A 13,452-nucleotide genomic window follows, 5' to 3' on the forward strand; every position below is an offset into this window, starting at 1 on the left:
AATCACTTAAATCTTTACAAACTAACTTAATCACAAATCAAATTACTCGAGGTGCATAGACATGAACACTAATTTTATCTATACAATCAGCAAACCAACCAATCAGAAACGAGATAAGCACCCTGCAATTTTTATAATGCATGGGATGGGAAGTAATGAAAATGATTTGCCAGGGATCGTTCAAGAATTAAAAGATGATTATTTAATATTTAGTTTAAGAGGACCAATATCGCAGCCACCTGGATACGCATTTTTCACAATTGAACGGATTGGTTTACCTCATCAAGAACCTTTTGAACGTGTTTTACAAGAAATTCAAGATTTTATTGAAGAAGCTAAACGCGAATTCGCAATTGATGAAAAGGGAATTTATTTACTAGGATTTAGTCAGGGAGCAATCTTGAGTCAATCACTCGCTAATATTATGGGAAATCGCTTAGCTGGTATTGTAGCGTTAAGTGGTTACCTTCCAGAAATAGTTGAAACCATGAATCATCAACCGATGACTGGGTTACGAGTTTTCATTGCGCACGGAGAACAGGACCATATCATACCTTTTAGTTGGAGTGAGAAAAGTAAACAGCATTTTGAGGGAAAAGGCGCAGAAGTTACGTATCACACGTATACAGGTGGGCACTTCATTACACAAGAAGTTGTAAATCATATTATGAATTATTTTAAATAGGCAGAAAAAAATCTCCCTTTACAAAGAAATGTAAAGGGAGATCGCTGTCTTATTTATTTTTTTGCATCATCGCTATTAGAAATAATGTGGTCGATTAAACCGTATTCTTTTGCTTGTTCAGCAGTCATAAAGTTATCACGGTCTGTATCTTGAGCGATTCTTTCGATTGGTTGACCAGAACGGTCTGATAAGATTTTGTTTAACTTATCACGTAAGAATAAAATACGTTTTGCAGCGATTTCGATTTCAGTTGCTTGACCTTGAGCGCCACCAAGTGGTTGGTGAATCATTACTTCAGCATTTGGTAAAGCAAAGCGTTTACCCGGTTCACCAGCAGTTAGTAAGAATGCACCCATTGAAGCTGCCATACCGATACAAATTGTTTGCACTTTTGGCTTAATGTATTGCATAGTATCATAGATTGCCATACCTGATGTAATTGAACCACCAGGTGAGTTAATGTATAAAGAAATATCTTTGTCTGGATCTTCAGCAGCTAAGAATAAAAGTTGAGCAACGATTGAGTTTGCTACGTTGTCATCAATTGCACTTCCTAATAGAATAATACGATCTTTTAAAAGGCGAGAATAAATGTCATATGCACGTTCACCGCGGTTTGTTTGTTCAATAACTGTTGGGACTAAAATTGTCATAATTTAAAATCCTCCTTAAATGGTTTTAATCGCAACTAACGCTGATTCGTAATCAGCTGTAACACTATAATACACTTGAAGGTCAAGAAAGGTCAAATATAAACGCTTTATTAATAAATCAATCTTTTCTCCACTATTATCCTATGAATGTTTATTTACTTTAACACTAGACGTTAAAGTAGTTATTATTAAAAATGAAGGAAATAATCAATATTACTATTTAAAAGTTGAAATAGTAGTGATTAATTTTGTATAATAATTTAAGTCGCCACAAATTTAACCTTTTTACTACTTATTGCCCTCGTGGTGTAATGGATAACACGTAAGATTCCGGTTCTTGCACTGGGGGTTCGATTCCCTCCGAGGGCGCCATTATTACTATGCTCCACTTATATTTACTAAAAATTTGGTAGAATATACTCACCTTAATTACATGCCAAGTAAAAAATTCATATTAATTTTGTCAAAATTACGATATTTTTATAAAAAGGTTGCTTATTGGTGAGAAAGTGAGTAAATTAATAATTGTTGTTCTTATGATTAATGATGAATATCTTTACATTTAAGTTTCTAGCTGCATTTCCAAGATACGTGATTTGTAGCTATTTTTTTTCATTAATCACAATATGCCCTATGGGCGCCATTTTACTGTTTTTTATATAATTTGTATAGCAAGACCTTACTGTAAATATTAGATAGCAGCCTAATCATTTACAGAGGGAATGGAAATAAAGGGGTAATTTGTTAATTACTGTACCAATTCATTTTACCCCTTATTCATTCTCTTTAAACTAGTTATGATCAAGTATCTTTTCATATAAATTTATACGCTAGGATATAGAGTAATATAGTTTGAAGGTTTCAACATAAAAGCCACCTTATTCATAATTATGAGTAAGGTGGTTTTTTGTTTATTTGCAAAATTTGTCGAAAAACCTAAATAAATTTAGCTTTTGAAGAGGTTTCAGAAAATATAGTATTGTATTAAAAATGTATAATAATTATAATACTATTTATAATTACACAGTTTCTGATAATTATAGATTTGATTTTAAAAAAATAACAACATAAATAGGGGGATTTAAAATGAAGAAAAAGAGTTTGATGTTAATATTCACAATTCTAGCTGCAGTATCAATTATCTTATCAGCATGTGGTACTGATAATGGTTCTTCGTCAGATGCAAAGAAATTTATTGGTGGAACGGAAGCATCGTTTGCTCCATTCATTTATTTAGATGAAAAAGGTACTGTTTCAGGGATTGACCCAGATATCGTAAAAGCGATTGCTGAAGAAATGGGATTCGAATATGAATTGCAAAATGTAGGTTGGGAGCCGGTGTTTGCTAAATTAACAAACGGTGAAATTGACTTTGGTGCTGCAGGTATTACGATTACTGAAAAACGTAAAGAAACATACGATTTCACAGAACCATATTACGAAGCAACATTATTCTTAATCGTTCCTAAAGACAATACAGACATCAAATCTGTTGCAGATTTAAAAGATAAAAAAGTAGCTGTTCAAATTAATACAACATCTCATGAAGCTGCTAAAAAGGTTCTTGGTGAAACAAACTCAAATATTATGGCATATGAAAACCAACCACTTGCTTATCAAGAAGTTATCAATGGTACTGCTGCTGCAGCAATCGGTGATAATGCTGTAATTATCGAGTACTTAAGAAATAATCCAGATGCGCCTCTTAAAACAATCGAAGATCCAAGTTTTGAAAAAGAATACTACGGTCTAATGGTGAAAAAAGGTAATACAGAAATGTTAAATCTATTAAACGAAGGTCTTAAAAAGATTAAAGAAAACGGTAAATTGGCAGAAATTACAGGTCAAGAAACTGATTTCTAATTTAAACGGAGGTGTTTCAGATGGACTTTTTATTTAACTTGCGATGGGATATAATCTGGAACTACCGAGAACTATTTTTACAAGGTATCTGGATAACAATTGTATTAACAGTAAGCGGATATATTGGCGGTATTATATTAGGTGTTTTCTTAGGTCTTGGAAAAACATCAAAGAAAAAGTGGATTTATTGGCCATGTAAAATTTATGTGGATCTTTTCCGCGGGACGCCATTACTCGTTCAAATATTAATCATTCATTTAGCATTAATTCCAACTATTTTCGGTCATTCTCTAGGCGTAATGTTTTCTGGGATTGCTGCGCTTGTATTAAACAGCGCTGCATATAACGCGGAAATTTTCCGAGCTGGTATTGAATCAATTGATAAAGGGCAAACAGAAGCTGCCCGTTCATTAGGGTTAACACAAGGTCAAGCTATGCGAAAAGTTATATTGCCACAGGCATTTCGTCGTATGGTGCCACCACTAGGCAATGAATTTATCGCATTGTTAAAGGATTCTTCATTAGTTATGGTTATTGCTGTAAATGATATTTTATATGCAGCAAAAGTAGTTGCAGGGGCTTACCAAAAGTTCTGGGAGCCGTATTTAACAGCTGCACTTTTATACCTAATCTTAACGTTTGTCGTAACGAAAATTGTTGCTTATGTTGAAAGACGCTTCAGCATTGATTACAATCCGCGTAAAAATAAAGGAGGGCGGGTTGCGAGATGATAAAAGTTGAAAATTTACACAAAACTTTTGGGAAACTAGAAGTACTAAAAGGTATTAACTGCGAAGTAACAGAAAAAGAAGTAGTTTGTGTCATCGGCCCTTCTGGTTCAGGAAAAAGTACATTTTTAAGATGTATTAATTTACTTGAAGAAATTACGGACGGTGCGGTTTATATCGGCGGGGCACAGGTTAATGATCCAAAAACGAATATTAATGATATTCGTACGGAAGTTGGAATGGTGTTCCAGCAGTTTAACTTATTTCCTCATATGTCGGTTATCGATAATGTAACGATGGCGCCAATGTTAATAAGAAAAATGGATAAAAAGTCTGCTGAAGAATTAGCTTTGGAATTACTAGATAAAGTAGGACTTAGAGAAAAAGCAGATAATTTTCCTCAACAATTATCAGGTGGTCAACAACAACGTGTAGCTATTGCACGCGCACTAGCTATGAAGCCTAAAGTTATGCTATTTGACGAGCCAACATCAGCACTTGACCCTGAGATGGTTCAAGAAGTGTTGGATGTTATGAAGGCACTTGCTAAAGAAGGTATGACGATGGTCGTTGTAACGCATGAAATGGGATTTGCTCGCGAAGTTGCGGACAGAGTTATATTCATGGACGGCGGATACATTGTTGAAGAAGGCTTGCCAAGCGAAATCTTTGCAAATCCTAAAAATGATCGTACGAAGGCGTTTTTAGGGAAAATATTATAAGTAGTTTAGATCCATTCAATGCATGTGAGATGCATTGAATGGGTTTTTTTAGTTCTAAAAAAATTTTTGTGATGAGAGTTGCTAGATAGTTGATTTTGAGATTCGTGCGCAGCAGATAATCGCCAAAAGAGGCAAAGTAATAGCCAAATTATGCAAGTTAATCGCCAAAATCAAGGAATTAATCGCCAGAAAGCAAATCTCAAGCTCGGCGCAGGAGATAATCGCCAAAACAGGCAAAGTAATAGCCAAATTATGCATGTTAAAAGCCAAAATCAAGGAATTAATCGCCAGAAAGCAAATCTCAATCTTCAACGCTAAGTAAATCTCCACAGCTTCCTCCTGCCACCTAAGCTCGCTGTATAAACAACTCTCCATCCGACTGTATTTCTGCATAAAGTACTTCCTGCACTGAATACACGCCTACAAGTTCCAACTGTTTAGCCAACCAATGGTTACTTAATCCTAGCTCTTTTAGATTCCTCTCTATAATTTTGCCATCCACGATTATTTCGCTAGGTATATATGTAGGAGTGATTATGTTTATCTTTACATCTTGTTTGAGGACGTTTTGGTATTGTGGTTTTTTCAAGACGCTTAATGTTCCATTCGGTTCTAGTATTGCATAGTCGACTTCAGCAATTGAAAAAACATCCTTTTGCCGCAACATCATGGTCAAATCATCAATATTTAACCTAGTTTTTGATAAGGATTTTTTATCGATTTCTCCCTTTTTAACTAAAATTGTTGGTTGCCCGTCAAGAACGACTCTTGCTTTTCCAGACTTTAAACCGATATAAGCAATGATCATCGAAAGTAAACACCAAACAATTAGTGTTGTTAGCTCTTTAAAAAAATTCCTCGAACTTATAATCACCATATTCGCTGCAAGGGATCCAATCGTAATACCTGTTATATAATTGAAAAAGGTTAAGTGACTTAATTGTTTTTTTCCTAATAATCTTGTCATTAATAATAAGACAAAAAATGTGGCAATTGTTTCGAGTATTAGTTGCAAATAGCCTATCTGTTCATCCATTTTCCCCACCTCGATTTGAATTTATTTTTCCTTATCTAACAAAATCGATACTAATAAAAAAATCGCCTTTCACACAAAATGTGAAAAGCGATTTTTCGTTCCTACCCTAAATTAGCTAGGCATTCCTTGTGCCTTATCAGCTTGACCGTACATATTTAACATTGCTTGCATATCTGCTTGAGATAATTGTGGGATTTGGTAATAGCCGTTTTTGTTTTGATATAACGATAACTCATAGGCCATTTCAATACAGTTAGGAATGGAATCTTGTAATACACGGCGAACTACAGGATTTGTAGATTCAAGTGCTGCATTCGCTTTACCAGTTGTCAACATTTTATGACAGCTTAATAAAGCACCTGAAATAATTGAGTCGTTGATTTCATTTGCAGACTGCATTGGTTTTTTAGGTTGACCAGGTGTTAAACCGTATTTAGAGTCATTCCCCATTTGCATTTTATAAGTACGAGTAGGGTGACTAGGGTCTTGACCTGTTTTGAAACATTCAGCAGTAATGTTGTACTCGTCAAGCATAAATGCATATTGTCTATCCAAAATATTAAGAAGTTCCTGATCTTGAACATGAGGACGGTAGAAAATAAAAGCGTTTAACGCACCAATTGCACCACTTAACACTTCATGAACATCTAATACCTCGTGAGCTCCGTGATTCATAGATAACGGCATATTTGGTTGCATTTGTTGGTTTTGATCCATGAAATTATTTGTCATTAGTGTTCCTCCTTGAGTTTTTCGGTCGTTCGGAAATTAGTTTGTGTAGGTTAATTTTGATTATTCAATAATTCTGATACAATAACTGGTAAAGGGATTGGAGGTTTATGATGTTGGTAAAATTCTATAGTCGTCCAAATTGTTCATTATGTGAAGAAGGATTAGCTACCTTAAAATTAGTCCAAGAAGATATTCCCTTTACGATTGAGGTCATTAATATAGAAGATTCTGAGGAATTGCACGAAAAATATATGCTAATGATTCCTGTCGTTGAAAAGGATAACGAAGTAATTCAATATGGCATTTTGGATTATCCTACATTGTTCGAAAATCTAAGTAAATAATTCACAAAAAAATGAATTGAGTTAAAATTAAACTGATAAAATGAAAATGGTTAATATTTCTCTCTAAGGGTAAAAATAAAATTGATGTGATAATAAATTGTTTCTTATGGAGGTAAGGTTATGGCCTTAAAAATTGCGATTAATGGTTTCGGTCGAATAGGAAGATTAGTTTTTCGTGAGGCAATGAAAAATGACCAATTAGAAGTGGTTGCTGTAAATGACTTAACAGATGCACATCAGTTGGCTCATTTAATGAAATACGACTCTGTTCATGGTATATATGATGCAAATGTTGAATCTGAAGACAATGCATTCATAGTAAATGGGAAAAAGGTTCGTGTACTTTCTGAAAAAGATCCATCAAAGTTACCTTGGGGAGAATTAGATGTAGATGTTGTAATTGAGTCAACAGGTAGATTCCGATCAATGGAAGAAGTGTCTCAACACGTACAAGCGGGCGCTAAAAAAGCAATTCTATCTGCTCCGTCAAAAGGTGAGATGCCTACCTATGTTATGGGAGTAAACCATACAAACTACTCGAGTTCTGAAGATGTTATTTCGAATGCATCATGTACAACAAACTGTTTAGCTCCTGTAGCAAAAATTCTTGATGAGAAATTTGGTATCAAACGTGGGTTGATGACGACGGTTCACTCATACACGAATGACCAACGAATTTTAGATTTTCCTCATAGCGATCCACGTAGAGCACGAGCTGGTGCGGTTTCAATGATACCGACATCGACTGGTGCGGCGATTGCTGTAGCGAAAGTATTGCCACAATTGAAAGGGAAATTAGACGGTTTTGCCATTCGAGTCCCAACACCGAATGTTTCTTGTGTAGACTTTGTTGCTGAGTTAAATACGAAAGTTACTGTAGAACAAGTAAATGACGCTTTGAAAGAAGCTGCAAATGGTGATTTAGAAGGAATCTTAGGCTATAACGAACTACCGTTAGTATCGATTGACTATAACGGGAATTCGAATTCCTCAACAGTTGACGGTCTTTCAACGATGGTATTAGAAGATAATATGATTAAAGTTTTATCTTGGTATGATAATGAAATCGGCTATTCAAGTCGATTAATTGACTTAGCTCTTTATATCTCTCAATAAAAGCTTGTATTAATGTGTTATACTTTTTTGTCAATTTCGTAAAAATGTAACATATTAATCCATTTCCTCTATAATAAGTATAGCCTTAATAGTTATTTCCATTTATAATTATGAAGGGTAATAGGAGCGGTGGCTTTATGATTCCCATCGCTCTTTCTTATGTAAATTCATTCAGAAAAAGTATGCACTTCTATATATTGTAAAGTATATGTAAGAGGTTTAATAATTCTGTTTAGATTAAACACCTACTGAATGAATTTTGCCTCCGGCGGATGCCACAGATTTTTAATGAAATTTATCGAGCAAGCTCGATAAAATCTGGGCGTGCAAATACGCCAAGGCGCATTTGATTTAAATAAAACGGTTGAATGCAGATCAACCTTAGTGATTTCAAGGAGGATTTCGTCATGTTTTCAAAGAAGACGATGAATGATATTGATGTAAAAGGAAAACGCGTTTTTGTTCGCGTTGATTTTAATGTACCAATGGAAGAAGGGAAAATTACAGACGAGACGAGAATCCGTGCTGCTATTCCAACAATCGAACAACTAACATCTAGAGGGGCAAAAGTAATTTTAGCTTCTCATTTAGGTCGTCCAAAAGGTGAAGTAAAAGAAGAGATGCGTTTAACAGCAGTTGGCACGCGTTTATCTGAAATCTTAGGTCAACCTGTTCAAAAACTAGATGAATTCATTGGAAATTCAGTAGAAGAAACAATTGGGAACATGCAAGATGGAGAAATCGTTCTACTTGAAAACGTACGCTTCCATAAAGGCGAAGAAAAAAATGATGAAGAACTAGCAAAACAATTTGCAAGTTTAGCTGATATATATGTAAATGATGCATTTGGTGCTGCTCACCGTGCACATGCTTCAACTGAAGGAATTGCAAAACATATTCCAGCGGTTTCTGGTTTATTAATGGAAAAGGAATTAGATGTACTTGGTAAAGCATTATCTAATCCTGAAAGACCATTTACTGCAATCATTGGCGGTGCAAAAGTAAAAGATAAAATCGGTGTAATTGAAAACCTTCTAGATAAAGTGGACCACCTTTTAATTGGTGGAGGACTTTCTTATACATTCAGTAAAGCGCAAGGCTACTCAATTGGTAAATCTCTAGTTGAGGAAGACAAAATCGAGCTAGCAAAAGGTTTTATTGAAAAAGCGAAAGAAAAAGGTGTGGAGCTTCATTTACCAGTGGATGCTGTCGTGGCAAATGAATTCTCGAAAGATGCCGAAACAAAAGTGGTTGATATTAGTGAGATTCCTGAAGAATGGATGGGACTTGATATCGGACCGAAAACAGCAGCTAAGTATGCTGAAGTGATCGCGAATTCTAAGTTAATCATTTGGAATGGACCAATGGGCGTGTTTGAAATGGAACCATTCGCAAATGGAACAAAATCTGTAGCAGACGCTATGGCTGAAACTGCGGCTTACACAGTTATTGGTGGAGGCGATTCAGCTGCAGCTGTTGAGAAATTCGGTGTTGCCGAAAAGATGGACCACATTTCAACAGGTGGCGGCGCTAGCTTAGAGCTTATGGAAGGGAAAGAACTTCCTGGAATCACAGCTTTAAATGATAAATAAGGAGGAAAGCCTATGCGTAAACCAATCATTGCAGGGAATTGGAAAATGTATAAATCCTTTGAAGAAGCTTGTCAATTTGTAGAAGCAGTTCGTGAACAAATTCCATCTGAAGATAAAGTAGATGCGGTAATTTGTGCACCTACGCTGTATTTACCAACATTGGTTGACATTGCTTCTGAAACAGATTTAGCGATTGGCGCTCAAAATATGCATTATGAAAATGAAGGTGCGTTTACAGGAGAGATTAGCCCTTCGCAACTTTCTTCCATTAACGTTGACTATGTAATCCTTGGTCACTCAGAACGTCGTGAATATTTTAATGAAACTGATGAAGCGGTGAATAAAAAAGTAGCTGCTGCATTATTGGCTGGCATCGTTCCTATTATTTGCTGTGGCGAGACTTTGGAAGAACGTGAGTCTGGTAACACAGAACAAAAAGTAAGTGGCCAAATAAAAGCTGCTTTGAACGGATTTTCTGCAGAAGAAGTGGAACATATGGTTATTGCATATGAACCAATTTGGGCAATTGGTACAGGAAAAACGGCAACAGCTGATGATGCAAACCAAGTATGTGGTGCGATTCGACAAGTTGTTGAAGAACTGTTCGGCAAAGATTGTGCAGAAAAAATTCGTATTCAATATGGTGGAAGTGTAAAACCTGAGAATATTGAAGAATTATTATCAAAAGAACATATCGATGGTGCTCTTGTAGGTGGCGCGAGCTTACAAGTGGAATCATATTTAGCATTAGTTACAAAAGCAATCGCACAATAGAGTTTGAGTTTTGAATCGTGATAGGTAGTTTGGTGAAGCGCGGTTCAAAATCTCTTTGATTGAAATTTATTTACTATTATTGGAGGCGGCAGCAAATGCCAAAACAACCCGTTGCATTAATAATTTTAGACGGCTTTGCTTTCCGTGACGAAGAGTATGGAAATGCAGTAGCCCAAGCGAAGAAACCGAACTTTGATCGTTATTGGAACCAATTCCCTCACTCGACTTTAACAGCAAGCGGTGAAGCAGTAGGTTTACCAGAGGGTCAAATGGGGAATTCAGAAGTAGGACATTTAAATATTGGCGCAGGTCGTATCGTATACCAAAGTCTTACTCGAATCCATAAGTCGATTCGTGAAGGTGATTTTTTCGAAAATGAAAAGTTTCTTCAAGCAATTGAGCATGCAAAAGCTAACAATTCGAAACTGCATCTGATGGGATTGTTGTCAGATGGCGGTGTACATAGTCATTACGAGCATCTTTTCGCATTATTAAAACTGGCGAAACAACATGGAGTAAATGAAGTATATGTGCATGGATTTTTAGATGGTCGTGATGTTGGTCCAACAACTGCACTCGGCTATATTGAAGAAACTGAGAAAAAGATGAACGAAATTGGTGTAGGTAAATTTGCATCAATCCACGGTCGCTATTATGCGATGGACCGCGACAAACGTTGGGAAAGGGTACAACTGTCCTACAATGCTCTTGTAGATGGAATCGGTCAAACGGCTCCAAGTGCAAAAATAGGTGTTGAAAACTCTTACGGACGAGAAGTAAATGATGAATTCGTTATTCCTTTTGTAATTACGAGTGAAGGAAAACCAGTGGCTACAATTGATACGAATGATGCTGTTGTATTCTTCAACTTCCGACCAGACAGAGCGATCCAATTATCAACTGTTTTCACAAATGAGAAATTCATTGGATTTAAGTTATCTGAAAAACATCCTAAAAATTTATCGTTTGTTTCATTCACGCATTATAGTGTAGATGTAAATGCACTCGTTGCGTTTGAAAATATTGATTTAGTGAATACTGTCGGTGAAGTTATTGCAAGAAGTGGTAAAACTCAACTGCGTATTGCTGAAACAGAAAAGTATCCCCACGTTACTTTCTTTATGAGTGGTGGACGGGAGCAGACTTTCCCTGGCGAAGAACGGATTTTAATTCCTTCACCAAAAGTTTCTACATATGATTTAAAGCCTGAAATGAGTGCATATGAAGTGACTGAGGCACTTGTAGGGGAAATAGAAGCAGACAAATTTGACGCTATCATATTAAACTTTGCAAATCCAGATATGGTTGGCCATAGTGGTATGCTTGAACCAACGATTAAGGCTATCGAAACTGTCGATGAATGTTTAGGAAAAGTTGTAGATGCGATTTTAGAAAAAGGTGGAGCTGCTATTATAACTGCAGACCACGGTAATTCCGATGAAGTTATTACAATCGCGGGAGAACCAATGACAGCACATACAACAAATCCTGTTCCAGTCGTTGTTACTAAAGAAGGCATAGAGATGCGAGAAGGTGGAATTTTAGCGGATCTCGCACCGACGATGTTAAAATTGTTAGGATTAAAACAACCTGCAGAAATGACAGGAAAGCCACTATTTGAAGTGGTTAAATAATTTATTTAGGGTTTTTGGGCTTCGTGCCGTCAAATATAAAATTAGAGGCAATTTTGCCGAAACTAAATCGATCATTAAGGAGACTTGATTACAATGCCATTTATTACACAAGTTTATGCTCGCGAAGTACTAGATTCACGTGGTAACCCAACTGTAGAAGTAGAAGTTTTCACAGAGTCAGGCGCATTTGGTCGCGCAATCGTTCCATCTGGTGCTTCAACAGGTGAATACGAAGCTGTTGAATTACGTGATGGAGACAAATCTCGCTATCTTGGTAAAGGTGTTTTAAAAGCAGTAGAAAACGTAAATACAGTGATTGCTGAAGAATTAGAAGGAAACTATTCTGTTCTCGATCAAATTTTAATCGATAAAGCGTTAATCGAATTAGATGGCACTGAAAATAAAGGGAAATTAGGCGCAAACGCAATTCTTGGTGTTTCATTAGCTGTTGCTCATGCAGCGAGCGATTATTTAGATATTCCTTTATATCAATATCTTGGTGGCGTAAATGCGAAACAATTACCAGTTCCAATGATGAACATCTTAAACGGTGGCGCACACGCAGACAACAATGTGGACATTCAAGAATTTATGGTAATGCCTGTTGGAGCTGAGAGCTTCCGTCATGCACTACGTATCGGAACTGAAATTTTCCACAGCTTAAAAGCGGTTCTTAAGGAAAAAGGCTACAACACAGCTGTTGGAGATGAAGGTGGATTCGCTCCAAACCTAGGCTCAAACGAAGAAGCGATTACTGTAATTTTAGAAGCAATCGAGCGCGCGGGCTATAAAGCTGGCGAAGAAGTACGTTTAGCGATGGACGTAGCGTCTTCTGAATTATTCAACAAAGAGGATGGCAAATACCACTTAGCTGGTGAAGGCGTTGTGAAAACTTCAGAAGAAATGGTTGACTGGTATGAAGAATTAACTTCTAAGTATCCAATTATTTCTATTGAAGACGGCTTGGATGAAAACGACTGGGCTGGACACAAATTGCTTACTGAGCGCATCGGCGGCCGCGTTCAATTAGTAGGTGACGACCTGTTCGTTACGAATACTGCGAAGTTAGCTCAAGGAATCGAGCAAGGCGTAGGTAACTCTATTTTAATCAAAGTTAACCAAATTGGTACTTTGACGGAAACTTTAGACGCAATCGAAATGGCAAAACGCGCTGGTTATACAGCTGTGATTTCTCACCGTTCTGGCGAGTCTGAGGACTCAACAATCGCGGACATCGCCGTAGCAACGAACGCTGGCCAAATCAAAACAGGTGCACCATCTCGCACAGACCGCGTTGCAAAATACAACCAACTACTTCGCATCGAAGATCAGTTAAATGATACAGCGCAGTACTTAGGGTTGAAGTCGTTTTATAATATTAAATAGGCTTGAGTTTTAAGTCTTGGAGAACCCCTTTCTATTTAAGAAAGGGGATTTCTTTTTGTAACTTTGCATTGCTTAAGTAGTGCAAGTGCGTGAGTAATCGCCAAAGCTAGCGAGTTAATCGCCAAAATGAGAGGAATAATCGCCAGACAGCAAAATTCAGGCCTCTGCCGTGCGGATAATCGTCAAA

At 36.7% G+C, this 13,452-nt stretch carries 14 protein-coding genes and 1 tRNA gene; 11 read left to right on the forward strand and 4 right to left on the reverse strand.

What is annotated here, in order from left to right:
* Positions 1 to 61: 61 nt before the first annotated feature.
* Positions 62 to 685 carry an alpha/beta hydrolase gene (locus tag CD29_RS03345; protein ID WP_036182838.1) on the forward strand — a complete coding sequence of 208 codons (624 nt, stop codon included), beginning with the start codon at positions 62 to 64 and terminating at the stop codon, positions 683 to 685.
* Between the two features lie 53 nt (positions 686 to 738).
* Here the strand turns inward: CD29_RS03345 and clpP are convergent, their stop codons facing one another.
* Positions 739 to 1,338, reverse strand: a complete 600-nt coding sequence (gene clpP / locus CD29_RS03350; protein ID WP_036182840.1) for an ATP-dependent Clp endopeptidase proteolytic subunit ClpP — start codon at positions 1,336 to 1,338, stop codon at positions 739 to 741.
* A 297-nt stretch (positions 1,339 to 1,635) separates the two neighbouring features.
* Here clpP and CD29_RS03355 point away from each other — a divergent pair.
* From CD29_RS03355 to CD29_RS03370, 4 genes are all read left to right on the forward strand, one after another.
* Positions 1,636 to 1,710: transfer RNA gene (locus CD29_RS03355), tRNA-Arg, on the forward strand.
* Between the two features lie 714 nt (positions 1,711 to 2,424).
* On the forward strand, positions 2,425 to 3,201 hold the full coding sequence (locus CD29_RS03360; RefSeq protein WP_036182842.1) for a basic amino acid ABC transporter substrate-binding protein: 777 nt from the start codon (positions 2,425 to 2,427) through the stop codon (positions 3,199 to 3,201).
* A gap of 20 nt (positions 3,202 to 3,221) precedes the next feature.
* On the forward strand, positions 3,222 to 3,932 hold the full coding sequence (locus tag CD29_RS03365) for an amino acid ABC transporter permease (protein ID WP_036182844.1): 711 nt from the start codon (positions 3,222 to 3,224) through the stop codon (positions 3,930 to 3,932).
* Positions 3,929 to 4,651: an amino acid ABC transporter ATP-binding protein gene (locus CD29_RS03370; protein ID WP_036182846.1), complete on the forward strand. Its 723-nt coding sequence runs from the start codon at positions 3,929 to 3,931 to the stop codon at positions 4,649 to 4,651. The genes CD29_RS03365 and CD29_RS03370 overlap by 4 nt, the downstream gene beginning before the upstream one ends.
* Before the next feature lie 81 nt (positions 4,652 to 4,732).
* On the opposite strand, the gene CD29_RS20150 is transcribed toward CD29_RS03370, so the two are convergent.
* The 3 genes from CD29_RS20150 to CD29_RS03380 form a co-directional block, all read right to left on the reverse strand.
* On the reverse strand, positions 4,733 to 4,981 hold the full coding sequence (locus CD29_RS20150) for a hypothetical protein (RefSeq protein WP_140422890.1): 249 nt from the start codon (positions 4,979 to 4,981) through the stop codon (positions 4,733 to 4,735).
* A 16-nt stretch (positions 4,982 to 4,997) separates the two neighbouring features.
* Positions 4,998 to 5,687, reverse strand: coding sequence for a YetF domain-containing protein (locus CD29_RS03375; protein ID WP_036182848.1), 690 nt, complete (start codon positions 5,685 to 5,687; stop codon positions 4,998 to 5,000).
* Between the two features lie 111 nt (positions 5,688 to 5,798).
* Positions 5,799 to 6,419, reverse strand: a complete 621-nt coding sequence (locus CD29_RS03380) for a spore coat protein (RefSeq protein ID WP_036182850.1) — start codon at positions 6,417 to 6,419, stop codon at positions 5,799 to 5,801.
* A gap of 110 nt (positions 6,420 to 6,529) precedes the next feature.
* Here CD29_RS03380 and CD29_RS03385 point away from each other — a divergent pair, with 110 nt between their 5' ends.
* The 6 genes from CD29_RS03385 to eno all read left to right on the forward strand — a co-directional run bounded on the left by CD29_RS03385 (position 6,530) and on the right by eno (position 13,265).
* Positions 6,530 to 6,763, forward strand: a complete 234-nt coding sequence (locus CD29_RS03385) for a glutaredoxin family protein (protein ID WP_036182852.1) — start codon at positions 6,530 to 6,532, stop codon at positions 6,761 to 6,763.
* Between the two features lie 120 nt (positions 6,764 to 6,883).
* Positions 6,884 to 7,879 (forward strand): type I glyceraldehyde-3-phosphate dehydrogenase, encoded by a 996-nt coding sequence (gene gap / locus CD29_RS03390; RefSeq protein ID WP_036182854.1) that lies wholly within the window; start codon positions 6,884 to 6,886, stop codon positions 7,877 to 7,879.
* A gap of 407 nt (positions 7,880 to 8,286) precedes the next feature.
* Positions 8,287 to 9,471: a phosphoglycerate kinase gene (locus CD29_RS03395; RefSeq protein ID WP_036182856.1), complete on the forward strand. Its 1,185-nt coding sequence runs from the start codon at positions 8,287 to 8,289 to the stop codon at positions 9,469 to 9,471.
* A 12-nt stretch (positions 9,472 to 9,483) separates the two neighbouring features.
* Positions 9,484 to 10,245: a triose-phosphate isomerase gene (gene tpiA / locus CD29_RS03400; RefSeq protein ID WP_036182858.1), complete on the forward strand. Its 762-nt coding sequence runs from the start codon at positions 9,484 to 9,486 to the stop codon at positions 10,243 to 10,245.
* Between the two features lie 95 nt (positions 10,246 to 10,340).
* On the forward strand, positions 10,341 to 11,879 hold the full coding sequence (gene gpmI, locus CD29_RS03405) for a 2,3-bisphosphoglycerate-independent phosphoglycerate mutase (protein WP_036182860.1): 1,539 nt from the start codon (positions 10,341 to 10,343) through the stop codon (positions 11,877 to 11,879).
* Between the two features lie 93 nt (positions 11,880 to 11,972).
* Positions 11,973 to 13,265, forward strand: a complete 1,293-nt coding sequence (gene eno, locus CD29_RS03410; RefSeq protein ID WP_036182862.1) for a phosphopyruvate hydratase — start codon at positions 11,973 to 11,975, stop codon at positions 13,263 to 13,265.
* Positions 13,266 to 13,452 lie beyond the last annotated feature (187 nt).

Origin of the sequence: Ureibacillus manganicus DSM 26584 (assembly GCF_000772945.1) — a bacterium.
In the GTDB taxonomy this organism is placed as follows: Bacteria; Bacillota; Bacilli; order Bacillales_A; family Planococcaceae; genus Ureibacillus; species Ureibacillus manganicus.